This is a genomic window from Oceanospirillum beijerinckii DSM 7166 (assembly GCF_000422425.1).
GTDB lineage: Bacteria > Pseudomonadota > Gammaproteobacteria > Pseudomonadales > Halomonadaceae > Oceanospirillum > Oceanospirillum beijerinckii.
On record NZ_KE383828.1, the window covers coordinates 23456 to 49132 of the forward strand.

At 46.5% G+C, this 25677-nt stretch carries 19 protein-coding genes; 14 read left to right on the top strand and 5 right to left on the bottom strand.

Features of this window, described 5'->3' with window-relative positions:
* The first annotated feature begins 53 nt into the window (after window positions 1–53).
* From rraA to H579_RS0118875, 9 genes are all read left to right on the top strand, one after another.
* On the top strand, window positions 54–545 hold the full coding sequence (gene rraA, locus H579_RS0118830) for a ribonuclease E activity regulator RraA (protein WP_028301940.1): 492 nt from the start codon (window positions 54–56) through the stop codon (window positions 543–545).
* Between the two features lie 403 nt (window positions 546–948).
* On the top strand, window positions 949–1215 hold the full coding sequence (locus H579_RS0118835) for a hypothetical protein (protein ID WP_028301941.1): 267 nt from the start codon (window positions 949–951) through the stop codon (window positions 1213–1215).
* A 323-nt stretch (window positions 1216–1538) separates the two neighbouring features.
* Window positions 1539–2141, top strand: coding sequence for a TolC family protein (locus tag H579_RS0118845; protein WP_157834662.1), 603 nt, complete (start codon window positions 1539–1541; stop codon window positions 2139–2141).
* A 38-nt stretch (window positions 2142–2179) separates the two neighbouring features.
* Window positions 2180–3013, top strand: coding sequence for a TolC family protein (locus H579_RS0118850; protein ID WP_028301944.1), 834 nt, complete (start codon window positions 2180–2182; stop codon window positions 3011–3013).
* Between the two features lie 142 nt (window positions 3014–3155).
* Window positions 3156–4352: an efflux RND transporter periplasmic adaptor subunit gene (locus tag H579_RS26585; RefSeq protein ID WP_051227910.1), complete on the top strand. Its 1197-nt coding sequence runs from the start codon at window positions 3156–3158 to the stop codon at window positions 4350–4352.
* The gene (locus H579_RS0118860) at window positions 4349–7444 is read left to right on the top strand and encodes an efflux RND transporter permease subunit (protein WP_028301945.1); all 3096 of its coding nucleotides are present in this window, start codon (window positions 4349–4351) and stop codon (window positions 7442–7444) included. Before H579_RS26585 ends, H579_RS0118860 begins: the two co-directional genes overlap by 4 nt.
* A gap of 227 nt (window positions 7445–7671) precedes the next feature.
* A complete protein-coding gene (locus tag H579_RS0118865) occupies window positions 7672–8580 on the top strand; it encodes an NAD(P)-dependent oxidoreductase (RefSeq protein ID WP_028301946.1) in 909 nt (302 codons plus the stop codon).
* Window positions 8581–8746: 166 nt separating this feature from the next.
* Window positions 8747–10009, top strand: a complete 1263-nt coding sequence (locus tag H579_RS26590) for an SLC13 family permease (protein ID WP_051227912.1) — start codon at window positions 8747–8749, stop codon at window positions 10007–10009.
* A gap of 236 nt (window positions 10010–10245) precedes the next feature.
* Window positions 10246–12174: a B12-binding domain-containing radical SAM protein gene (locus tag H579_RS0118875; protein ID WP_028301947.1), complete on the top strand. Its 1929-nt coding sequence runs from the start codon at window positions 10246–10248 to the stop codon at window positions 12172–12174.
* A gap of 123 nt (window positions 12175–12297) precedes the next feature.
* On the opposite strand, the gene H579_RS29220 is transcribed toward H579_RS0118875, so the two are convergent.
* Window positions 12298–12555, bottom strand: a complete 258-nt coding sequence (locus H579_RS29220; protein WP_425411358.1) for a YkgJ family cysteine cluster protein — start codon at window positions 12553–12555, stop codon at window positions 12298–12300.
* Window positions 12556–12805: 250 nt separating this feature from the next.
* Between H579_RS29220 and H579_RS0118885 the strand changes: the two genes are divergently transcribed.
* Window positions 12806–13090, top strand: a complete 285-nt coding sequence (locus H579_RS0118885) for a peptidylprolyl isomerase (protein ID WP_028301949.1) — start codon at window positions 12806–12808, stop codon at window positions 13088–13090.
* A gap of 173 nt (window positions 13091–13263) precedes the next feature.
* Here the strand turns inward: H579_RS0118885 and H579_RS0118890 are convergent, their stop codons facing one another.
* The 4 genes from H579_RS0118890 to H579_RS0118905 form a co-directional block, all read right to left on the bottom strand.
* Window positions 13264–13602 (bottom strand): HopJ type III effector protein, encoded by a 339-nt coding sequence (locus H579_RS0118890; RefSeq protein WP_028301950.1) that lies wholly within the window; start codon window positions 13600–13602, stop codon window positions 13264–13266.
* Between the two features lie 72 nt (window positions 13603–13674).
* Window positions 13675–15300 carry a two-component system response regulator gene (locus H579_RS28140; protein ID WP_157834663.1) on the bottom strand — a complete coding sequence of 542 codons (1626 nt, stop codon included), beginning with the start codon at window positions 15298–15300 and terminating at the stop codon, window positions 13675–13677.
* Window positions 15301–15304: 4 nt separating this feature from the next.
* Window positions 15305–18169, bottom strand: a complete 2865-nt coding sequence (locus tag H579_RS0118900; protein ID WP_028301951.1) for a hybrid sensor histidine kinase/response regulator — start codon at window positions 18167–18169, stop codon at window positions 15305–15307.
* A gap of 124 nt (window positions 18170–18293) precedes the next feature.
* On the bottom strand, window positions 18294–19106 hold the full coding sequence (locus H579_RS0118905) for a phosphate/phosphite/phosphonate ABC transporter substrate-binding protein (RefSeq protein WP_028301952.1): 813 nt from the start codon (window positions 19104–19106) through the stop codon (window positions 18294–18296).
* 355 nt (window positions 19107–19461) lie between these two features.
* On the opposite strand from H579_RS0118905, the gene H579_RS0118910 reads away from it, so the two are divergent.
* From H579_RS0118910 to H579_RS0118925, 4 genes are all read left to right on the top strand, one after another.
* Window positions 19462–19812 carry a c-type cytochrome gene (locus H579_RS0118910; protein ID WP_028301953.1) on the top strand — a complete coding sequence of 117 codons (351 nt, stop codon included), beginning with the start codon at window positions 19462–19464 and terminating at the stop codon, window positions 19810–19812.
* Window positions 19813–19939: 127 nt separating this feature from the next.
* Window positions 19940–20413 (top strand): DUF2947 domain-containing protein, encoded by a 474-nt coding sequence (locus H579_RS0118915; protein ID WP_028301954.1) that lies wholly within the window; start codon window positions 19940–19942, stop codon window positions 20411–20413.
* A gap of 64 nt (window positions 20414–20477) precedes the next feature.
* Window positions 20478–21845: an exonuclease subunit SbcD gene (gene sbcD / locus H579_RS0118920; protein WP_028301955.1), complete on the top strand. Its 1368-nt coding sequence runs from the start codon at window positions 20478–20480 to the stop codon at window positions 21843–21845.
* Between the two features lie 103 nt (window positions 21846–21948).
* Window positions 21949–25638 carry an AAA family ATPase gene (locus H579_RS0118925; RefSeq protein ID WP_028301956.1) on the top strand — a complete coding sequence of 1230 codons (3690 nt, stop codon included), beginning with the start codon at window positions 21949–21951 and terminating at the stop codon, window positions 25636–25638.
* Window positions 25639–25677: the final 39 nt, after the last annotated feature.

Consider the following 25677-nt stretch of genomic DNA (forward strand, 5'->3'; position numbering starts at 1 on the left):
TTCTGTGAAAGTCCGGCACAGACTGCCGCAGAAGACAAAAATGGAGTCAAAAAATGAAATTAGTAACACCTGATCTGTGTGATGCGTACCCGGAGCTGGTTCAGGCGGTAGAGCCTATGTTTTCTAACTACGGTGGTGTGGATTCTTTTGGCGGAGAGATCGTAACCGTTAAATGCTTTGAAGATAACTCTAAAGTAAAAGAGCTGGTAGATGAGCCCGGTAATGGCAAGGTGATGGTGGTCGATGCCGGTGGGTCTTTCCGTTGCGCAATGCTGGGCGATATGCTCGCCGAAAAAGCGGTAAAAAATGGTTGGGCCGGTATTATCATGTACGGTTGTGTGCGTGATGTGGATGTTTTGGCTGAACTGGAACTGGGTGTTCAGGCTCTGGGCTCTCATCCCATGAAGAGTTTGAAAAAAGGTATCGGCGAAGTGGGTATCGATGTGACCTTCGGTGGGGTGACTTTCCGTCAGGGCCAATATGTTTATGCTGATAATAACGGTGTGATTACTTCTCCTGAGCCGTTGAAAATGCCAGAAGAGTAAGTGAGAGCGAGTGTAAGATAAGAGCATTTGCTCCCGAGCAATTATGAACACGGCTTTAACACTAGGCACTGACACAAGCACAAGCACAAATATATTTTGATATTTACCCTTATCCTATCCGGGCACTGGCCGGATAGGATAGATATTAGGGTAGAAATATTTATGTAGGTGTGCCTTGCAGTTATCCGGGTTAACTGGGCTTGGTAGCCAAGATAATCGGGAGAGGGCGGCCTTCACTGTAGAAGCCGCCTTTTTCTAAAGCTTTCCAGCCAGATAGCCCAGGTTATTGATAGTCATACTTTTTGACGTGTGAAGTGTTTGCTTGCTTCTTGTTTTTCCGCATTGCAATAAATATTCAATATTGAAGACTTAAGCTTCCTCTTAATCAATAAGAGGGATTCGTATGAACAGCGTAAATCAAGCCTGGGGGCAGGGCCGCCCAGTGGCAGACTCAGATATCCAGCACCATCAAGGTAAAATTTTGAGCGAAACATCTGCACTGGCAATCAGCACTGCTTTGGCATCGACTGCTATTAGTGCAATTTATACATCCTACAATGCTGCGGCCATCCGGTTACAAGCCAATGTTATGATGCAGGTTACTGCGATTGAGGCTTTTCATAAGATGATGGAGGTCACTGTAAATAGCCAGGTGTTGCCAAGAGACTGATACCATCAACAGGTGTGGAAGTGGCTCAACCTGTGTGGTTCTGGTTGAGTTCACTGAATCAGTTAAACTGAATTTCTTAATGCGCCAAAAAAGTTATAAATTTCTGCACTTTTTCTCATCCCTAAAGTCTATTTATGCGTACTCTCTAATGGTAAAAACATCTTTTTCACTGCATTTCACTATAATGGTGGAGTCACAGAAAATGAGTTATTTTGCTAATGATTTCAAACCTGTAAAAAAACTGTAAATCTGCTATCTGCCCTTTTAAGAGTACTTTATGATAGCGACTATGATTATTCTAAAAAGATATTCCGGAGTCGGGATTGAGTGATTTAACTGCAAAAATCAGAATGCTGGTTGCTGGCCTTTTAGGTCTGGGGTTGGTGGGGTGTTCGTTATATCACAGAGGCGAAAATGATTCTGATGATAGCAGTGTCAGGAGCAATCAGCACTCAGAGGTTGCCGCTGATACAGTTCAGGAAAAATCGCCTGTTCGGACGAAGGCTTTATCTGATCAACAAGCTGCCGTTTATCAAACCGTAGCGGGGAATCAACCCGCGCAAGATATTGATCATCCCTTATTTACTACGGAACAGACCCGCTGGATTTTCATGTTTAATGATCCGGCACTGGTCGAGTTAGTAGAAAAAGCTCTGGAGCACAATGCTTCTTTGCTGGCACAAGCGGCCCGGGTAAAGAGTTTGGAAGATCAGGCCAGAGCCGCTCGCGTTAAAATGTACCCTTCCCTGTCACTGGGACTCAATCAAAACCCCAATACAGCACGATCCCTGGCATCTCCAGAAGAACTATCTCAAACGGCTAAACTTGAACTTCAGCGCTGGCAAGCATTAAGTGACGAAACACAAGCTCTTAGCCTGGCCTTTGCCAGGGAAAAAACGCTTTTTCTCAACAGGCGCTACATCTGACAAAAACTGTCGCGACAGCCTGGTATAAGCTGAATTATTTGCGCAAGCAATCAGAGCTGGTACAACAAAGAATTGATACCCTAAAGAATGCGTTACGGGTTGTAGAGCAGGGCATCAGTTCCGAACAGTATAGTTCTCTTAATCTGGCGCAAAGACAGGAAGCTTTATCAGAAGGGCAGGGGCATATGCAGTTTCTGCAGCAGTTGATTACTGAGCAGGTTGTGCTATTGCAGTCGTTGACCGGTGTAACGCTCGATCAAAAACAATTGGCAATGCCAATGCTGCCTGCACTTAATGAATTACACTCTTTTTCTTCATTGTTACTGGCTCAGCAACCGCAGTTACAGGACCACTGGCTAACGTTGCTGCAGCATTATCCTGAACGTGCAATCGTTAATAAAGAATATTTTCCTGTTCAGGTTTTCTCTCTTGGCGAGCCTCCTGCCGATAAGACGATTGACACACTTGATAACGCATTATCGACCTCAATAATGCCAGCTTCTGCTTTACTGAGTAATGAGGTCAATAAGAAGTACCTTATTTCCGAGCAGGAAAGAAAATATCAAAGTAAATTGTCTGATACAGTTAATAAAATCAACACGTTGCTAGGTGATGAAACAGCTATGACCAGACAAATTGAAACAGGGCTGCAGAAACTGTCTGAGCTGAGAGAAAATACCCAAAAAGTACTGAGACAGTACACAGTGGGACAGATTAGTCTTCAGCAACTCCTGAATAGTCAGAAAGAGATGTTGGATCATGAAGCCAATATCTTATTTTCGAGGCATCAGCAACTGCAGAACAGAGTTATTTTAAATAGTTTGGTGGGGGGGTTACCCACACAGACTATTCGCTCAAACCAGGCATTATAGTAGTGAGCCGCTAACCCCTTTGCCATTATGCTCCAGGTGGTGTACCCAGGTAAGCCAATATAAATGAAAGCTTAAAGTATGTTTATTTGGCCTACCGCTGCCACAGCTCAAATACCGTCTGTCGATTAAAAATGGAAGACCTATGTTAAAAAAGATATTACCCGTTGTTGTCTTAGCGGCTTTGATTGCACTGGCATGGGCGGTCACAAATAATCCCCCGGAAGTGAACAGGCAGCATAAAAAGCCCCAAGCGACCATGACAGTGAACACCCTGTCGTTACAAGTCGAAAATTATCAAATTAAAGTACGCCGTACGGGGCAGGTCCAGGCCAGCTTAATGAGCCAGTTAGTGAGCCAGGCCAATGGTCAGATCGTTTGGGTCAGCGACAGTTTTACCACGGGAGCATCTTTTAAATCAGGAGACTTTTTAATCCAGCTGGATGATAGTGAATATCGCAATGAGGTCGCTATACAGCAAGCGGCTCTCACTGAAGCATTGCAAGCCTTAGAGGAGGAAAACGCCCAGGTTGAGCAGGCGTTACGGGCCTGGAAAATATCGGGACGTTCCGGTGAGCCTAATGACAGAGTAAAACGGGTCCCCCAATTAAAGGCCGCACAGGCAAAAGTTAAATCCGCCCAGGCTAGTCTCCGTCGTGCTAATGAAAATCTGCAGAAAACAAAGATTAAAGCACCATTTGATGGAAAAATTGTCAGTACCAATGCGAATCTTGGACAATACATCAATAGCGGCAGCTTATTGGCGCAATTGATATCCGATCAGCCCCCGGAGCTACGGATTGCGATCAATCAACGGGAATTAAACTATATTGACCTGCCAATTGATGGCCGACCTGGAGCTATGATTCAACTGTTACAAACAGATAATTATTTCAATAACAAACAGAGCGGTATTACAGGGCGTATCACTCATGTGGAAACAGGAGTTAATGCCGCAACCCAGCAACTAATCGCGCTGGCTCAGTTAGACAGCCATGTTGCATTACTACCGGGCCAGTACGTGCAAAGTGAAATTATCGGGCGTGAGTTGCAAGGTGTTTTGGTTATTCCCAATAATGCCATTTATCAGGGCAGTTATGTCTATCTTGTGATTGATGGAGTTTTACAGCGTCGAAATATTACTTTGGGCTGGCAGGATGAGAATAATACAGTTATTGATTCAGGACTTAATGCAGGTGAACAGCTTGTAGTGACACCATTAGGTCAGATTACTTCAGGGACTCCAGTTAAAACTCAGCAGCTAGCGAATCAATCAAGGAAAGCTGTTGGACAGGTAGAGACGCCTGCTGATAAGGCGCGTCAACAGGAGACTGAGGCATGATCGCTTGGTTTGCCCGTAATCATGTTGCGGCTAACATATTAATGGTTTCGATCTTTATTGCGGGTCTGTTTTCCCTGAGCCAAAAAGTGCCGTTGGAAGTTTTCCCTTCCATAGAATTTGATATGGTCAGTGTTTCTGTCTCTATGCGAGGAGCAAGCCCTCAGGATATGGAGCAGGGCGTCGCCATCCTGCTGGAGCAGGCTATTGAAGATCTTGATGGTTTAGAAAAAGTTGTAAGTCGTTCTGTCGAAGGCCTTGCCACTTTAAATATCGATATCAGTGATGGCCATGATGCCAAAGAGATACTGACAGATATTAAAAACCGTATTGATGCTATCAGCAATCTGCCGTTAGCTGCTGATAGACCTGTTGTGTCTTTATCTCAACGCCGCCGTGAGGTGATATCGGTAGTGGTTGCAGGTGAAGTGAGCGAGTTGGAAATTCGCCAGAAAGCAGAACAGGTAAGAGATGAGTTGGTCAGTCGACCGGGAATTTCCCAGGTTGATCTTGACGGTGTACGCAATTATGAAATTGCGATTGAAGTCTCTCAGTTTAAGCTTCAGCAGTATCAAATGACCTTGCAGGATGTTAGTACTGCGGTAAAGAACGAGTCATCGGATCTGACTGCGGGTAATCTTAGAACCAGCGGTAGTGATATTTTGATCAGCTCCCGGGGACAACGCTATAGTCGACCTGAGTTTGAAGATATTGTCGTTAAAGCCAGCAGTGATGGGGGCATCGTCCGCCTGAAAGATATTGCTGTTGTACACGACGGTTTTGAGGAAACGCCATTACGGACCCGTTTTAATGGTAAGCCTGCTGCTATGATCGATGTATACCGTATTGGCCAGGAGAGTGCGATCTCAGTGGCAGATCAGGTTAAACAATATATTCAGGAACAGCAGGGTAATTTGCCCCAGGGCATGGAGCTTAGTTATTGGGACGATGATTCAGAAATTGTTAAGAAACGTCTCAATACCTTGTTGGTTAACGCTGCTCAGGGTGGGGTCTTGGTGTTGGCTCTATTAGCGTTATTTTTACGACCAGCCATCGCTTTTTGGGTATTTATCGGGATTCCAATCAGCTTTATGGGAGCCTTTGTGTTTATGCCATTGCTAGGCATAAGCCTGAATATTGTCAGCCTCTTTGGCTTTATTCTCGTGCTCGGTATTGTGGTCGATGATGCCATTGTCACGGGTGAGAATGTATATCGCCATTTAAGACAGGCTGAATCCGGCCTGGATGCTGCGGTAAGAGGCACCCAGGAAGTAGCTGTCCCTGTAACTTTTGGTGTACTGACAACCGTTGTTGCTTTTTTGCCGCTGGCTTTTATCGAAGGGCACAGAGGTGCAATCTTTGGTCAGATTCCTGCGGTAATTATTCCTGTATTGCTATTGTCCCTGGTAGAATCCAAGTTTGTTCTACCTGCACACCTGAAATATATCAAACTCCGCCATGAGAAAAATGATCAGGGTCGCCTGGAAAAACTGCAGGAAGCTTTTGCTGATGGTTTTGAGCGTATCATTCTTGACTATTATCGCCCTTTACTCAAAGTTACTCTGCGTTATCGTTATACGGCATTGGCTGTCTCGATTGGGATCTTGATCATCATTCTGGCCGCGTTAAGTTCCGGTTGGATGCGTTTTATCTTTTTTCCAAAAGTCCCCAGTGAAACCGCCCGGGTTACGGTCACCATGCCGTCAGGGACGGCTTTTGAGGTCACGGATCAGTTTGTCTTGCATATCACGGAAAAGGCTCAGCAGTTGCAAGAGAAATATCGTGATGCTGAAAGCGGTAAAAGCGTTATTCAACATATCTTTGCCACTACTGGTTCGGCGGGTAGCTCTTCGAATATTGGCCGGGTACGTTTTGAAATCACCCCGGCTGAGGAAAGGGAACTTGATATCACCAGTATTCAGTTAGTCAATGAATGGCGTAAGCTAATCGGTCCTGTTCCGGGTGCTGAATCACTTGCTTTTAGAGCAGAAATAGGGCGCTCCAGTGATCCCGTTGATATCCAGTTATCGGGTAATGATCTTAAGGTGCTGGAAGAGGTGTCAGAACAGGTTAAGAAGCGTTTAGCAACTTACCCTTATATCTTTGATATTACAGATAGTCTGGCCGATGGCAAACAAGAGCTGAGAGTAGAATTGAAACCTCAGGCCTACCTGTTAGGCCTGAATCGCACTCAGGTCGTACAGCAGTTACAACAGGCTTATTTAGGGATTGAGGTTCAGCGTATTCAAAGAGGCCGGGAGGAGATCAAGGTATTAGTACGTTTACCCGGCGAGGAGCGTGATTCCGAGGTCGAATTAAAAGACTTCGTGATTTTCAATAACGAAGGGCAAGGGGTGCCTCTTGATCATATCGCTTGGTTGAAACCGGCGAAGAGCCCTTCCGCGATCTACCGTATAGGCGGTTTCCGTACACTGAATGTTACTGCAGATCTGGATAAATCCACCGCTAATACTACAGTATTAACAAAAGACCTGAGAGAATATCTGGACCAGTTAACCCAACAGTATCCATCAGTCAGCTATGAACTGGAGGGGGAAGCCAAAGAGCAGGATCAATCTTTCGGCTCTCTGTTTTGGGGGCTTTTATTGGTACTGGGGGCGATCTATACACTCCTGGCGATCCCTTTTGCCAGCTATATGCAGCCGTTTATTGTGATGTCAGTGATTCCTTTTGGCTTGATTGGTGCCGTCATTGGTCACTGGATAATGGGTATGCCTCTTACCATTATGAGTGTGATGGGTTTGTTGGCGCTTACGGGTGTTGTCGTAAACGATAGCTTGGTTCTGGTCGACTTTGTCAATAAAACCCGGGGGCGGATGGATTTGAAACGTGCTTTGTTAACCGCTGCTCCAGCCCGTTTCAGACCTGTAATGCTGACATCAATGACCACGTTTATCGGTTTGATGCCTTTGCTGTTTGAAAAATCCACCCGGGCACAGTTTTTAATTCCAATGGCTGTATCGCTGGGATTTGGGATTTTGTTTGCTACACTGATAACATTGCTCTTGATTCCTGTGAATTACATGATTCTGGAAGATATCAAGGCTTTGAAAAATAAGCTATTTGCAAACTAAGTAATAAAAAAGACATACTGTAGCGACTTATAAGTCAACTTAACTAAAATTGTGTATACCAAACATTTCTATTTGTCGATGTTACAAATGCTAATATTTAAACTCAGAGAGGTGATCCATAGTTAAGTATCAGGCGGGGCGGATCAGAGGGAGTTCTGCCCTGTTTATGCAAGATAGCTGTTGGCAGGAGGCCATTAGTTATGCATAAGGATCGGTAAGATAAAATAATGAGAATATTGCTTTCTACTCCTGAAATGGATCAGGGTGCATACTTGGCTGCTTTGCAAAAATATTGCCCATATGCAGATATTCGAGTTTGGCAGGATGTTGTCGAGACAAACTGGCAGGCAGAGTATGCACTGGTTTGGAAACCAGAAAATGAGCTATTCCAGCACCAACAATCATTGGTTGCTGTTTTTAATCTCGGGGCAGGAATTGATGCCCTGGAAAAACTCAAGGATTTACCACAGGACGTCCCTTTATATAAGCTGCGTGAAGCAGGCATGGGCCAGTGGATGCTGGAATATGTGCTTTACGGTTTAATTCACTTTGGTCGCCACTTTGACCGTTATCATCGTCATCAAACGGCTGGTCGCTGGGAACCGAAAAACACCAGAAGTTTACGCGAGAAACGTATTGGTATCTTAGGGCTTGGTCCTCTGGGGCAGTATGTCGCTAATAGCTTGCACGATATGGGCTATAACATTGCGGGTTGGAGCCGCAGTCTGAAGAATGATCTGCCCTTTCCTCAATCCACCGGTCTGGAATCCCTGAATGGTTTTTTAGCGCAAAGTCATTTTCTGGTGAATTTACTACCCGCAACAGATGAAACCTTTCATATTCTTAACGCAGATCGTTTGATGCGCTTACCCCGTGATGCAGTGGTGATCAGCTGTGGCCGTGGCAGTATTTTCGATGAACACGCACTATTACTTCAGCTTCAAACCCATCACTTAAGAGGAGCTTTGTTGGATGTATTTGAGCATGAGCCTCTACCCATAGAACATCCATTCTGGAAGCAGGATAATATTATCGTAACCCCTCATATTGCCGCTCCCACACAAGCGGATGATGCCATTAAACAGGTTTTAGCGGATATTTTAGATATTGAGCTGGGAGGCGATCAGTTGTACTGATATTGAGACGATTACTTCAAAATAGACTTACACAGGATTACCGGTTTAATTAATTTAGCCATAAAATATCACAGTTCTGACATTAGTTTTTTTATAGAATCCCCCCAAATCCTGGGGGGATTTTTATTTCTGAATTCTCAGATCGTTTTCAAATTAAGGAAAAGTTATGTTAGAGCCAGTGACACTTGGCTGTTTAATTCTTTTGATTGTGGCTGCCCTTTGGGTCACGGAGTGGATTCACGTCAGCCTGACAGCACTCTTAGTACCTGTGCTGGCAATTATGAGCGGGATCTTCGATGTTAAACAGGCTTTCAGTGCCTTTGCTAATCCTATTATCTTTATTTTTTTAGGGGGCTTTGCGCTGTCAGCAGCCTTACACAAGCAGGGACTGGATGAACGCATCGCACAGATTATTCTCAATGTTTCCAATGGGCAGTTAAGCAAAGCCAGCTACCTGATCTTTGGCACCACTGCGATGTTGTCCATGTGGATCTCTAACACTGCTACTGCTGCCATGATGTTGCCGCTGACACTGGGGGTCTTGTCTGCCCTGGATTCGGCAGAACATCGAAAAACCTACATCTACTTTCTGCTGGGTATCGCATTTTCCGCTAATATCGGTGGTATCGGCACCCTGGTCGGCAGTCCACCTAATGCCATTGCAGCTGCTGCGGTCGGTATGAGCTTTACCGAATGGATGTGGCTGGCCTTGCCGTTGGTGGCGGTATTAATGCCGGTGATGGTGGTGATTTTACGTTTCTGCTGCCGCCCGGATCTATCCCAGCCTGTTCGCTATCAAGTTACCGATGTGCAACCACTCAATAAGCAACAGTTGTTGACGATTGGCGTTTTCCTTCTGACAGTAATGGGGTGGATCTTTAGCAAACCTTTGGCAGAAATGCTGGCCATTAAAGGCAGTGTGGATGCCGTAGTGGCCGTTAGTGCTATCTTGCTGCTCAGCGCGCTGCGTCTGTTAAGCTGGAAAGAATTGAACGAGCAAACCGATTGGGGCATTCTGTTGCTGTTTGGTGGTGGTTTAACCCTGAGCGCAGTGCTATCCACATCTGGTGCCAGCAGCGCTATTGCGGAATATATTATCACCATGATTCAGCATACACCGCTATTAGTGTTCCTGATCTGCCTGGTGGTGTTTGTTATGGTTCTGACTGCGGTAGCCAGTAATACGGCCAGTGCCGCGCTGTTATTGCCAATCTTCCTGCCACTGGCAGAAAATATCGGTTTGAGTCATACCAGCCTGGCGGTATTGATCGCTATGGGGGCATCCTGCGCCTTTACCTTACCCGTTGCGACACCGCCTAATGCCATTGTTTTTGGCAGTGGTTTTGTGCCACAAAAAGAGATGTTGCGGGTGGGTTCAATACTGAGTCTGGCTATTTTGCCAATCCTCGTGGGAGTAGGGCTGCGTTAGTTCAAGCTAAGTTGCTTCAGGTGATGCCTGATTCTACGCTGAGTCGTTGTCAGGCAAAACTAACTATACCGCCTACCTACCGCCTACCGTAAGCTTGGGATAGTCTGGTTTATTAATCAGATCACTATATCCCCTGCAGTTAGAAAATGTTTGTCTGACAAGCGATAGGAAAAGTGCAGGGGCTTTTGTTACACTTGCGCGCTGAATTTCACTCTTATTTCGGCCAGACTTGCACCATGAAAATACTTCTGATGACGCCCCCTATGACCCAGTTGAATACGCCTTATCCTGCGACGGCGTATCTCACCGGTTTTTTACGCCATCAGGGCTATCAGGCGGTGCAACGTGATCCGGCTATTGAGCTGTTTCTGGAGATGATGACTCAGAATGGCTTAAACGTCATTCGGGATATCGTTGAGGAAAACTATGAAGCCTTTGAAGATGATCAGCTGCCGGATGTGATTTTCACCTTTCTGGCTGAGTTTGAGCGTTATGCTCAATGTGTCGAGCCGGTAATTCGTTTTCTGCAGGGCAAAGATCCTAGCCTGGCACTGCGGATTATCTCCCGTCGCTTTCTACCGGAAGGGCCCGCTTTTCAGACGTTGGCTCAGATGGAAGAGGTCTCAGGTGATGTATTAAAAGCTGCCTTTGGTGATCTGGGTGTACAGGATAAAGCAAAATATCTTGCCACGCTGTTTGTAAATGATCTATCTGCAGTGATTACCCAGGGTGTAGATCCCTATTTTGAAGTCAGCCGCTATGGCGAGCGTCTGGCCGCAGCCAACCCTTATTTTGATGACCTGTATAATACGCTATCGGCTGGACCTAGCTTTACCAGTGAAGTACTGGAACAGTTGATTGAGCAGTATCTGGAAGAGGAAAACCCAGATGTTGTAGGCCTGACCGTACCTTTTCCTGGCAATATGCTGGGTGCATTGCGCATTGCTGAAACCTGTCGCCAATTACGGCCTGAGATGCCGATTGTGATGGGGGGAGGGTTTGTTAATACCGAACTTCGGGCATTAAAAGATCTGCGTTTGTTTGAATTTGTCGACTTTATCTGCCTGGATGATGGTGAACGACCTCTGCTGACCCTGCTGGAATACTTGAAAGGGGAGCGGGAGGTTGAGGAACTGCACCGCACTTATCTGGTGGCTGAAGATGATCAGGGTGAACCTTTTGTTTATCTGAATGAAAACCCTCAGCTGCATGATATTCCACAGGTGGATGTCGGAGCGCCAGTGTATGAAGGTTTACCACTGGATGAGTATCTGTCCCTGTGTGAGATGCTTAATCCTATGCACCGTATCTGGAGTGATGGCCGTTGGAATAAGCTGACTATTGCCCATGGCTGCTACTGGCGTAAGTGTAGTTTCTGCGATATTTCGCTGGATTATATCGACCGTTATGATGAAGCCGGTGCGGATATTCTGGTGGATCGTATCGAACAACTGATTGAAGAAACCGGGCAGACAGGCTTCCACTTTGTCGATGAAGCAGCACCGCCAAAAGCGCTGTTTGCTTTAGCGCGACGTTTAATTGAGCGTGGGGTGGTGATCAGTTGGTGGGGGAATATCCGCTTTGAAAAGACCTTCACTCCAGAGCGTTGTCAGCTATTGGCTGATTCCGGTTGTGTGGCTGTGAGTGGTGGCTTGGAAGTCGCCTCAGATCGGCTGCTAAAATTGATGGAGAAAGGCGTTAGTGTAGAGCAGGTGGCTCGTGTCACTAAGGCTTTTAGTCAGGCTGGGATTCTGGTTCACGCCTATCTAATGTATGGCTTCCCAACACAGACGACAGAAGAAACTATCGATTCCCTGGAACGTGTACGCCAGCTGATGCAAAACGGTTGTTTCCAATCTGCTTATTGGCATCGTTTTGCTGCGACCATTCACAGCCCAATTGGCATGTACCCTGAGCGTTACGGCATTGAGCTGCTGCCGCGACCTGAAGCCCAGTTTGCGGAGAATGATCTGGAGTTCTTCGACCCGGTTAAGACCGATCATGATGCATTGGGTGAGGGGCTAAGAAAAGCGCTGTACAACTATATGCACGGTGTAGGTTTTGATCAACCTATGCAGTTCTGGTTTGAACAGAAGATTCCTAAAACATCCGTATCGAAAAACTTTGTCAGAAAGGCGATTGAGGGCATTATAGCAACTCATTAAAGCCATAGCAGAAAGCCCTGTTTGTCAATATCTGGCGTCATACCGTTCTATTCCAGGCACGGTCAGGTATTTGACCATGGCTTCTTTTATTCGGAACTGTATTCAGAACAGGGCTTTGTGCGCTTAAAGAGTGCTTGTTTCAAGAACAGTGATCAACTCCAGGGCCTGTTGACTGTCTGTGCCACAAACATAGTCAGCAGCCTGAAAATCACTGCACACTTTAGGTCGTTCTGGTTGGCCAAACAGTTCACACAGCTGGTTGTCCATGAGGTGGGCGCAACGCATACCGGCAGGTTTACCCTGGGGCATTTTAGGCATAGGGGTTGTGATGCTGGGCGCGATGCAGCAGGCCCCACAGCCAGGACGGCATTCCATAGTCATTCAAAAGTTGCTCAATAGCTAAAACACACCGGCTATTCTAGCGGGCAAAACACCTGTGAGCAAAGTATCCTGCAGGTGGATATTTCGCTCACAGAGGGCTTATTAATGTCACAGAGGTAGAACTTTTTGTAACAAAATTGAACTGGATCATAAAATAGTTATCGAAGAGATCTCAGATGTCATATTTTTGCTGCAGGATATGCCAATATGATGTTGATGGATTTATTCAGTTAAATGACAGGAGCCACATATGCCACAAGCAACCGCCCGCCACATTCTGGTGGCCAGTGAAGAACATTGCCTCAACCTAAAGGCAGAAATTGAATCTGGTAAAGATTTTGAAGCTGTTGCTCAGGAACATTCCCTCTGCCCGTCGGGTAGCCAGGGTGGGGATTTGGGTTCATTCAGACCCGGACAGATGGTTCCTGAATTCGATAAAGCGGTATTCTCCGGTGAGGTCAATACAGTTATGGGGCCGGTACAAACTCAGTTTGGTTATCACCTACTGGAAGTAACCAGTCGAAGTGAAGCGTAAGAGTCTCTATTTGATACTGAATAGATAAACAGTATAGCGCTTTGCCTATAAAAAAACGCTAACACCTGAGAGATATTGAGCTTCAGTTCAATTGTTTGAACCTTCACTTACTCAAGATAACTTTAAGGGTTAGCGTTTTTTCTTGCGGATCAACTGATCCTCATAAACAGCAATTAACGAGCTGTCAGCGCTGTAGCTTCAAATCGGATGCCAGACCAGCCGCTGCTCATAAAATTACGGATATTACCGTGGTCTGTACCTTCTGGTGTGGCCAGTACATCCTGGTAAAAACGACCAAAGCAAGCCAGAGTCTGCTGCTCATTCAGGTTGTTCAGTTGAGCAAAGGCAAAAATTTTACAGCTGCCTTCGTTTTGGCCCGCTTCGTTGTTGACTTCACCATTCTGGAATGCCGTTGGGGTATAGTCATAATTTTCGCTGATTACAGCGATGGTGTCTTCAAAATCCAGTTGGGTGTTTTCGCCAATTTGAGTCAGAAATTCGTTTAAAGTCATCTGTTTTCCTAATATATAACTGCAGTGTAAAACTATAAGTTAAGTGCCCCAGAGTGTTGTGTTTGACCGCGACTAAGCAATACGCACATCAGATTTACCCTGAGTTTTAACCTCATACATCATTTTATCCGCGAGGTTTATCAGTTCATCAATATCTATTCCGTTATCGGGGTAACGAGCGATGCCGATACTGGCTGATAGTCTGGCATTATCTCCGTCAAGCTCATAGGGTGCGCTCAGTTTATCAATCAGACTCCGGCTCAGCGTGTGCAGATCTTCCGGTTGACTCTGGCCGTTCAGAATGATGGTAAATTCATCTCCGCCTAAGCGAGCGATCAGACTGTCCCCCGGTAGCGCATTTTTCAGCCGTTGGGCAACACATCTCAACACATCATCACCGCTGTTATGGCCGAGTGTATCGTTAACCGCTTTAAAACCATCCAAATCGATAAATAACAAAGATAGTGGCTGATCAGCATCAATTTTTTTGTGCAGCTCAGCCATAAACATCGCACGGTTAGGCAGCTGAGTCAGTGCATCATAGTGGGCTTGCCACCAGATCTTTTCTTCAGCAGCTTTACGCTTACTGATATCGCTAAAAATGGCGACATAGTTTTTGGCTTTATTACTATCACTGTCACCTACGGCACAGATAGATAGCCATTCACTATAGGTGCGGCCATCCTTACGCTTGTTTATCACCTCACCCTGCCAGCGTCCTTTATCATTGATGTTTTGCCACATCTGTTCATAAAAAGCTTCGTCATGAGCAGAGGAGTTGAGAATATTCGGATTACGGCCAACGACATCTTCCGCTGTAAAACCGGTAATATGGCTGAATGATGGATTCACTGCCTGAATAACATTGTTTTCATCACTGATAATGATGCCTTCATTACAGAAATTAAAAACAGTAGAGGCCAGGCGAAGTTCATCTTCATAGCGCTTTCGTTCAGAAATGTCATGCAGCATTGCAGTGGTGATCAGCTCACCATCACTTTCCAATTGTGAAATAGCCAGGGATACCGTGTATTTATCGCCCTGTCGATCAATAGCCAGAGTTTCATGACGCGGACTTAAGCCGTTTTTTTGCAGATGCTTCTGCACCAAGGTGCGGTAGACCAGTTGCGAATAGTCCGGTAACAGGTGCTCTATTTTTATCCTGGCCTGGGCCTGCTCTTTGCTATAGCCAAAGAAGGCTTCCGCAGCGGGATTAAAGTCGACAATTCTCCCGTTGGATGTAGTGCTGATGATGCAATCCAGAGCGTTGTTGATCAGTGCGCTTTTACGGGCCTCTGCCTGACGAAGTGCGAGACGGTCGCGGCGAGTTTGCAACAGAAATTTGACCCGGTTACGCAATACTGCCCAGTTGATAGGCTTAGTGATAAAATCCAGAGCACCGGCATCAAAAGCACGGTCGATGGAGTTTTCATCGTCGAGGCCGGTCACCATTAAAATGGGCAGCAGGTTACCATGTTCCTGGTAGAGCGCCCGACAGCACTGAAAGCCATCCTGTACCGGCATATTGGCATCCAGAAGCGCGAGGTCAATAATATGTTCATGGGAAAGGGCCAGAGCCTCTTCGCCATTTCCCGCACAGATCGCCTGATAGCCCTGTTGCTCGATAAAGCGGCTCAGCATCATGCGTGTGGTGATATCGTCTTCAGCGATTAGAATCTTTGCAGTTTTATCATTCATAGGGTTATTCAGCAAAATACTCTGCTATAGCAGACTCTGTGTCCTTACTGATTGTTTTTAGTTGTTGGTAACCATCGTGCCAGTTTTCGCAGGCCTGATGGCTAAGGGTCTCCATTGTAAAGGCTTGTTCACCGAGAGCATCCAAGCCCAGATTGCGGCTGCTGCCTTTAATGCGATGGCTGATCTTTTGTACCGTATCGCTATCCTGTTTATTTATCGCACTGTCCAGCTCGTCCAGGGTTGCTGGCAGAGTTGAGACAAATTGATTGTAGATAGGGGAGAGGTTGCCCCCCATCTCTTTTTCCAATCGCTGCAATGTCGATAGGTTAATCAGTGGCAGAACTTCATCAATACTACCTTTGCTAACTGTATCGCAATCTGACGGAGCTTGCTGCAATGTGCCAGAAGGGCTGTTTAAAGCAGTTGGAGTAGAAGGTAGGGGCATTACACTGGCCTTAAATGAAGCCGGCTCATGCGCTGACACACTCTTGTCTGGCTGAATATGCTGTTGAGATAAAGACTGATGAGAGTGAGCTGACTGTTGAGAGGTGTGAGGTTCTTTCGTCCAGTGATTAATGGTTGAAATCAGTTTATCGGCGCTAATGGGCTTGGTCAGATAGTCATTCATACCCGCTTCATAACAGCGCTCCATGTCTCCTTTCATTGCGTGTGCTGTCAGTGCGATGATTGGCGTTGCTGGCAGATGATTTTCTTCCTGGTACAAACGAATCGCCTGGCTGGCCTGATAACCGTCCATGATCGGCATCTGAATATCCATCAGTACCAGATCGTAATAGTTGTCCTTAACTTTCTCGACCGCTTCCTGTCCATTTTGCGCCCAGTCTGCCGACAGACCGGACTGAGACAGCATGCCTTGAACCACCATCTGATTCACCAACACATCTTCAACCAGCAGGATACTGAGTTCTTGGCTATCTCTATTATTCGCTTCTCCGGCTAATGATGCTCTTTTGGTCGATTTGGTCGATGATACTTGGGATGTGGCACCATTCTCCAATAGATGAAACACTTGGCGCAGCAGAGCATCTTTACGGATCGGCTTTGGCATAAAACAATCCAGCAGAGCTTTGCCCTCTTCATGCAGTTGATCCTGATCGGCTGAGGAGAGCATCAACACCTTGGGTTGATGTTGAATGTTCTTTTTAGTCAGCTGCACCAGCTCCAAACCGTCGGTTCCGGGCATCATATGGTCGGTGATTAAGAGATCCACAGGATTGCCTGTTTCAACGGCTTCATGAAGCAGATCCAGTGCTTTATGAGCAGAATAGGCAGAGCTGATGGTCACTGCCTGATCTTTCAAAATATGTTGCATCAGCTCAATATTGGCCGGAATATCATCAACTAAAAGGATATGAGTATTTCTGTCCAAGACCTCTATTTTGTCATTTGCAGGTATTTTTCTGGATTTGTCCAGGATCAGCTCAAACCAGACCCGTGTGCCATGGCCTAAGGAGCTTTCAATACCGATCTCACCGCCCATCAGTTCAATCAACTGTTTGCAGATCGCCAAGCCAAGACCTGTCCCACCGAACTGTCGGGCGGTTGAATGATCCGCTTGCACAAACTTGTTAAACAGCTTGTTCTGCACTTCGGGTTTAATTCCAATGCCGGTATCCTGGATATCAAAGCGAAGGCGATAACCAAGCTGCTGCTCTTCCAGCACTTTAAGGCGGACATCGACCTGACCGCTTTCAGTAAATTTCACTGCGTTACTGATTAGATTTGACAACACCTGTTCCAATCGACCCACATCAACTACGACAAAGTGATCCAGACTGCTGGGCGGCAGTGCGATAATCTCGATCCCTTTGCTGTGAGCGTTCTGGGTGAACAGCTGGCATGTGTGCTCCATTACATCGACAAGATGGCACTCGACCGGTGATAAGGTGAGCTGACCTGCTTCGATTTTTGAGAAGTCCAGAATATCATTTAGAATATTGAGCAGGGATTCACCGGAGCTTCGGATCACCTGAAGGTATTCCTGCTGATCATGCTCAAGCGGAGTGCTGGCCAGAATATCTGCCATACCTAACACACCGTTCATGGGGGTACGGATCTCGTGACTCATCATCGCCAGAAATTGACTCTTGGCTTTCGCGACACCTTTGGCTTCCTCTAATGCTATTTCAAGCTCTTTATTCTTTTGCTCAATAAAGTGGTTTGCCTGCTGCAGTTTACGGGTGTCGTCAGCTGATTTTCTCTGTGCTTCCTGCAAAGATAAGCGCATTTCATCAAAGGCATGGGTCAGTTCACCAATTTCATCCCTGGATGAATCGGGCAGGGGGGCATCAAAGTTACCGGCTCTCAGCTCCCGGGTCGCTTTTGCAAGGTCAACGACCGGCTTGACGACGATACGACGGTTCCAGATTGCAGCCATCAATATCATCAATAGAATCATTCCGGCAACCAGATACTCAAACTGCCGAATCTGTTTTTGGATGCGCTGTTTAATTGGTGCGATATCCATCTGTAAACGCAATAGACCCAGTGCTTCATCAGACCACTCAACGGCTTGTTCAATTCGAACGTAATCGATATCAGTCGGTGGCATGGGTTTATCAAACGGATAGAGCAGCAGCTGGTCATTATCGATCAAGCTGAGAGCAGCCCATTGTTCTGAATAACCATTTTCGGCCTTTTCCAGAATTTCGTGAATGCGGGCGATATCGCCAGAGAGCATCTCTTCACCAATAATGGGTGACAGAGTCTGCAGGCGATGGGTTTCCTGCTCAACGGCAAGCTTAACCTGCTGCTCAATTTCAACGGGCAGTACGAACCATCGTAGCACCAGCATTAGTGCGGCAAAGGCCAAAAGAGAAGGCAGGATAATCTTGCGCTGTAACTTCATTTATAAACCTTAATAGTCAAAATGTGGCGGCTCAAGGCGGCAGATTTAGCATCAATCGGGCTCAGGATAAATAGTCGATAGCTATAAATACCTGAACTCTCATATCTGGCAGACCCTTTATTTTTTAGTCCCCTTTATGAAAAAAGTTTTCCAGGTGCATACCTCTTAAAGGTTCATAATCAGCCGGTACAGCTTCACCCAATTGCTTGAAGGGCACTTTACTGAGCAGCTTGGCTCCTCGTGGCGTTTTAGCCATAGCTAATAGTGCTTCTTTAATGCGCTGAGCGACTTCAGGTGGCAGGGTTTTCTTAACCACAATCGGATGAGGAGAGACCTTTTCTGTCGAGTAGAGTACCCGCAGGCGATTTCGTATATTTTCCGGCTGACGACTCAGGGTTTTCTGAACACCACCTCCCGCTTCTGCTTTTCCAAGCGCAACATTAAGGTAGACGGAGGAGTGGGTTTTTACATATTGGGTGCTGTAGTCAATTTTATAATCATTGGTCATTGCAGCTCGGGTCATCAGTGAGGCGCCGAGGGCATTTGGTGCGGGCAAAGCAATGCGTTTACCATCAAGATCCGCCAGCGATTGATAAGGACTGTCTTTAGCCACTACGACAATCCCAAATAGCTGACGCCCTACGTCGCGTACCATAGGGGTATAGATCTCTTCCGCAACAAGGTAGTGATAAGGGTTCATATAGGCCAGATCAAATTGACCTGCCATAAACTCTTTTTCATAAGTGGGAATATCCGGAGAGCCCTGCAATTCGAATGTGTAACCGGTTTCTTGCTCAAGGGTATGAAGAATTGGCCGCCAGATAGAATGGAGCTTTTTGACCTGAAACTGTGGAACAATGCCAACAGTGATCGTTTGTTGAGCGTGGGCACCTGCCGACATAACGAAGGTTAATAGAGCCACAAGTATAGAGCGCATTCTTTTCTCCCTAGGGTTGTCGATGGCAAATCACATGGCTAAAAAAGTTTTACACGCAAGACAGTCGATTGGTTTCTCTTGTTGAGTGAAGCCTTCTCTTAGTTAATTAGCCATGATTAATCGACATATTGTCCTCTTGAGAGGGCAAAAGAACAAGGGGTAAGCTGTATTTTACAAATCTCAATCGTTTGAAAAAAAAGCATTTTTTCCTGTTTATAGATACGGATCAAATAATTAATCTACTATGCGAAATTTAATGCCTTGCTTGAGCAGTTAACGAAAAAGAATTTGGGACAGAGTGTTAAGAACGCTACATTATAAACAGGACACCTAAGAATGTGATCAAGGAGCTGTAATGAACATTGTTTATCTGAAGCGTTTTATCATTCTTCTCCTACTGATGATCGTAGCGGTCTTTGTTTTTTTAAGGTTGATGTATAACCCGGCAGTCCCTTCTGCAACAGCGAATGGGCAACAGCTCTATACCGAGTATTGCTCGGGTTGTCATCGGGCTTCAGGAAATGGCAATTTCTTCCTCGGAATTCCACCGGTTTACGATCACAAGATCAGTCGGGCTAAGGTGGTGCGTATTATCCGCAAAGGTGATCCCGAGTATTCCCGTATGCCTGTTTTTCCTCAGATTAGATTCAGTCAGGCGCAGAAAATTGTTGATTATCTGGAGCAGTTGGAAGCTAATCAGCGTTGAAACTTTGCCGCTTTTAAATAAATTTTCCCGATACAGCATGACTTTTTCTGAGTTTAAGCTGATATACTCACGATAATTAACTATCTGATATTACAGATTAAACCGAATTATCGGAGAACAGCTGTCGATGAGCTATATCCCCTTTGAAGAATACTCCCGCCGTTGGATTTTTAATCACAAAGATCTCCCTGTTACACCTGAAGATAAAGCACAGATTAAACCGATGACGGCAGAACGTTCTCTGCAGTTATGGCGTGCCCAGATCAGCGAAAAAAGTCTGGATCATAGCTTTTTCCAAAAGGATGATTGGGCCGGTAACAGTAAGAGCTGGTTGGAACAGGAAGATTGGCAGAAGGTCTGGGAACGTCCCGGTAATGAACTGCCGGAACTTTTGGCGCAGCATTTTCAGTGGGAAGATAACACGGTCGTTTATTTCTGCTACGACAGTGAAAATGTAATCGAAACCACCTGGGGCGTGTATCGTCGCTGTTGGAAAAACTTTCTGTTTTTCGATGATGGCCCTTTATTGATCGGTAAAAAAAGAAAGCAAGTCGCGCAATTCTTTGACAATGGTCAGGTGCGTATTGGTCTGAAACCGTAAGCCGGGCTCGGGTTGTTTTTATCAGTGCACTTTTTCTACGTCTCGTTATCTCTATAGGCAGTGTATGCGGATTCTACACACTTCAGACTGGCATCTGGGGCAACTGTTTTACGGTAAAAGCCGAGAGCAGGAGCAGGCTCATTTTTTATGCTGGTTAGTTGAGCAGGTTAAGGCTCATCAGATTGATGCCGTAGTGGTTGCCGGTGATCTGTTTGATACCGGTACACCGCCCAGTTATGCCCGTGCTCTGTACAACCGTTTTGTTGATCAACTGACTCAAACAGGCTGTCAGTTGGTGTTATTGGCGGGCAATCATGATTCGGTAGCGGTTCTGAACGAATCCCAATCCCTGCTAAGTCGTCTGGGGGCTTCTATTATTGCAGGTTCTGGAGATAACCTTAGTCAGCGTCTGCTGGAATTGACGGATCATACCGGGCAGGTGGGTGCTATTTTATGCGCTATCCCGTTTTTACGTGCCCGGGATCTGGTAACCAGTCAGTCCGGCCAATCCTCCCAGGATAAACAGCGCGAGCTACAGCAGGCCATTGCTGATCATTATCAGAGTTTGTATCAGTTAGCTAAAGAGCGGGCAGAAGCGCTTACAGCGGATCAGCCTGAGCCTGCGATCGTAATGACCGGACATCTCACTGCACTGGGGGCCAGTGTCAGTGACTCAGTACGTGAAATTTATATCGGAACCTTGGAAGGTTTTCCCGCAGATCTATTCCCTGCGGCAGATTATATCGCTTTAGGCCACATTCACCGTAGTCAGAAAGTGGCTAAACGGGACAATATCCGTTATTCCGGTTCACCCATTGCCCTGAGCTTTGATGAAGCCAGGCAGAGTAAATCAGTATTATTGGTTGAGCTCACCAAGGAGCAACCGGCTGAGGTAACGCCGCTTGAAGTACCTTGTTTTCAGGCGATGGCTCGAATCACTGGTAATCTGGCTCAAATTGAGCGGCAGATAGAGCAGGTTGTACAAGAATTTCTTGACTCAGGCGTTGAATATGAAGAAGGCGGTGAAGAAGGGAATAATCAGGTTACGAGGCAGAATGGCAGTAGCCTAGTTGATCGTCATATCAAGCAACTGCAAGCCGAAATGCTCTGGCTGGATATTGAAGTTGATAGCCAGGAGTTCCTATCTGATCTGCAGCCCCGTATCGAAGCGATGTGTCAGGATAAACCCGTTGAAGTACTGCGTATCAGACGCCAGCGTCAACTAAGAAAGCTGCAGGGCACAGAGCCTGACAAGTTACAGTTGCATGAGTTAAGCGTGAGTGATGTTTTTCAGCGCCGTCTGGAGCTGGAAGATTGGCACAGGGAAGAGGTGTTAGACGGGGAACAAAAAGAGGAACAGACCGGACGTAAACAGCGACTGGAATCCTGTTTTCAACAAGTGCTTGATACCTTGTCTAATCCCATCGAATAGTTTATCCCTTCATAACATATTTGGCTGAGTCCGTGCATTGGGTTTGGTTCTCATCCCCAAAGCACGAATTATCTGAGTAAACACGGCTGTTGCAGATCAAATCATGAAAATCCTGAGTGTACGTTTAAAGAACCTGAACTCTCTGAAAGGGGAGTGGAAAATAGACTTTCGTCAACAGCCATTTAATACCAGTGGCTTATTCGCCATTGTCGGTGCGACCGGCGCGGGGAAAACCACCCTTCTGGATGCCCTGTGTTTAGCGCTATATCACCAGACTCCCAGGCTGAAAAAACCGCAAAGTGGTGAAAACCAATTGATGACTCATCACACGGCTGAGTGTTTGGCCGAAGTGGAGTTTGAAGTCGATGGTGAAGGCTATCGTGCATTCTGGTCTCAGCGCCGTGCTCGGGGTAAAGCCGACGGTAAACCTCAGCCGATCAAAGTCGAATTGGCCAAGCTGGATGGTGAAATTGTTGCCGATAAGGTGAATGAAAAGCTTGAGCAGATGGAACGACTCACGGGGCTCGATTTTGAGCGCTTTACCAAATCCATGCTGTTATCTCAGGGGCAGTTTGCGGCGTTTTTAAATGCTTCCTCTTCTGATCGTGCGGGTTTGCTGGAAAAACTCACGGGGACCGAGATCTATGGTCAGATCTCGCAACAGGTTTACCAGCAGTTTAAAGAGCAACAGCAAGCGTTGGAAAAGTTGAAAGCCAAGCTGGAGGGGGTAGAGCTGCTGACTGCGGATGAGATTGAGGCCATTGAGCAGCAGCTGGAACAGCTGAGCCAGCAGATTGAGCAACATAAACCCCAGCTACAACAACTAGAGAAAGAGCTGGCAGCCTGTATTCAACAAGAGCGGCTAGAAACCTCTATCAGTCAGGGAGAGCAACAGCTGCTGGAGATTGAAAAACAGGAAGCTGAATCTAAGCCCGATCTTGAACGCTTGATGTTGCATCAGCCTGCATTGTTGATTCAGGGGGATTATCAAAAACTTCAGGATGCTCAGCAGCAGCTAACGGATTGGCAGCAGCGGGTAGAACAGCAGCAAACACTGTTTGATCAATGTCGGGAACAGAAAGAGAAAGATCAAAAACTGGCAGAGCGGGCTAAGGCTCAGCTCACAGCAGACCAACAGCATAAGCAGGAATCCGAGAACCGCATCATTAACGAGATGCTGCCCCTGGATAACCAGATTGAACGGTTACAGCAGCAATGTCATGAACTGGATAGTCAGCAGCAAAAACTACAGCAATCCCTGGCAGAACTGCAGGCACAAACACAAAATAATCAGCAACAACTGACCCGTCAAAGTCAGTTATTACAGCAAACTGATCACTATCTTCAGCAAAATAGCCATAAACAGAACCTGAATGAGCAAATCGGTGGTTGGTCTCAATTGTTTGATCAACGTCGGGGCAATAAGCTTCAGTTACAAGCCAGCCTTGATCAGCTCAGTCAGTTCACCAACGCTATAGCTCAAAAACAAGCTCAGGCAACGCCACTTAAGCAGCAGTTAGAGCAGGTAAACACACAGCAGAGCGAGTTGTCTCTGCAGCTACAAGCTATCGAGCAGCAACTGCGATCCCATACGATTCAAAATGACTCGCAGGCAAGAGCGGAACTTCACAGCTTACAGCAACAACAAGGTAGCTGGCTTCAGCTGGAACCGGTACAGCAGCGCTGGCTGGAAGTGACAGGGCAAATTAAACAGTTTGAGCAGCAACTGTCAGAGGTCAATCAGGAGCTTGAACCGCTGCCTGAACAGCACGCCAGACTGAGGGAGCAATACCGGCAGCAAAAAGATCATTTGATTGATCTTGAGAATCTGTGGCAACGGGAGAAACAGATCCACCAGCTGCAATATGAACGCCAGCGCTTAATAGAAAACGAGCCATGCCCTTTATGTGGTTCGACTGAACATCCGGCGGTACAAAGTTACAGTGAGATTCAACCTGAGGAAACCGAGCAGCGTCTGGAGCAGAAAAGACAAGAGCTGGCACAGTTGGAAGAGCAGGGGAAAAAGACCTCTCTAAGACTTGAGCAGCTTAAAAACCTGCAACAACAGCAGCACGACAATTTGCAGCGTTTACAGCAGGAAGCTCTGCAACTGCAGGCCAAGTGGCAGCAACTGACGGGAGACTTAGGTCAACTCAATTTTTCTATTGAAAATGTTGAAGGCTTAACAGCCGCTCTTCAGCATTTCACGGATCAACTGGTTCAGCAGCAACAGTGCTTAGCGGAGAAGGATCAGTTACAGCAAAACAAGCAACAATTGCTGGAGCAGCAACACCAACTCTCAGCTCAGATCCAGCAGTTAGAAAGCCAGTGGCAGAAAAATCAGCATGAGGCAGCTCTGTCGCAACAGAATCAGCTGGCCTGTCAGCAGGAGGTTGAGCGATATCAGCAGCAGGAGCAGCAGCTGGAAAATACTCTTAACAGCCAGCTACAGAGCTATGGTTATGCTGTACCTGATCCTGAGCAACAAACTCAATGGCTACAGGATATCAGTCAAGAGTGCGAGAAGATAAAACAGTACCTGCAGCAACAGCAGGAGCTAAAGCAAGAGATTGCTCAACTACAGACCACTCAGTCGTTGCTACAGCAACAACTGGAAAGTCAGCAAGCGAGTGTTCAGCAAGTCGATGAGCAGTTAAAACTGCAGCAGCAGGCATTATCCGCTAAACAAGATGAGCGTCGTATTACCTTTGGTATGAAAAGCGCTGATGAAGAGCGTCAACGTCTACAGCGTCAGCTGGAGCAATCTGAGAAGAACCTACAGCAGCAGTTAAAACAACAGCAGACGAGCCAGTCTGCATTTGATGAAGCTAAAGCCAAGCTGGAGCAACAGCAAGCACAAGTGATTCAACAACAAGGGTTGCTCACAAGTCATCAACATAAATGGCAAGAAACATTAACGCAAAGCCCTTTTGTTGATCAGGATGCCTTTGAACAGGCACTGCTGGATAAAGATACCGCTCAACGATTATCTGAACTCAAACAGCAACTGGAAAAAGAGCGTCATCAGATAGAAGCCCGTAATAAAGAGTACCAACAGCAGATGCAGCAGCATCTGGAACAGTTCCCGAATCTGGTTGATAAAGTGAAATTGGAGCAATTGCTGTCTGATGCTCAGGCTGAGCATCAGCAGTATCGTGATGATCTCACCAAACAGCAACATAGGTTACTGCTGGATAAAGAGAAGCGCCAAAACCAGCAGCATCTGGCAGAACAGATCGACCAGCAACAAAGACAAGTGGGTGACTGGGATTATCTCAACACACTCATTGGCTCTGCTGATGGGGCGAAATTCCGTCGTTTTGCTCAAGGTTTAACGCTGGACTATCTGGTGCAACTGGCCAACAGGCAGCTGCAGAAGCTGCATGATCGCTATCGGCTGCAGCGTAAATCCTCGGAGGAGCTGGGGCTGGAAGTGATGGATACCTGGCAAGCCGATGCAGTGCGTGATACCCGAACCTTGTCAGGAGGGGAGAGCTTTCTCGTCAGCTTAGCCCTGGCGTTAGGCTTATCGGATCTGGTCAGTCATAAGGTCTCGATCGATTCACTCTTCCTTGACGAAGGCTTTGGAACCTTGGATACAGAAACCCTGGAGATTGCCCTGGATGCTCTGGATAGCCTCAACGCCAGCGGCAAGATGATTGGTGTGATCAGCCATATTGAAGCGATGAAAGAGCGTATCCCGGTGCAAATTCAGGTACGAAAGATGAGTGGCCTGGGAGTGAGCCAGCTGGAAAGCCGTTATCGTTTTAATGCTCAAGAAGCCTCTTTATAGGCTTCTTGAGCGGTCTCAGAACTGGTCTGAGCTAATACG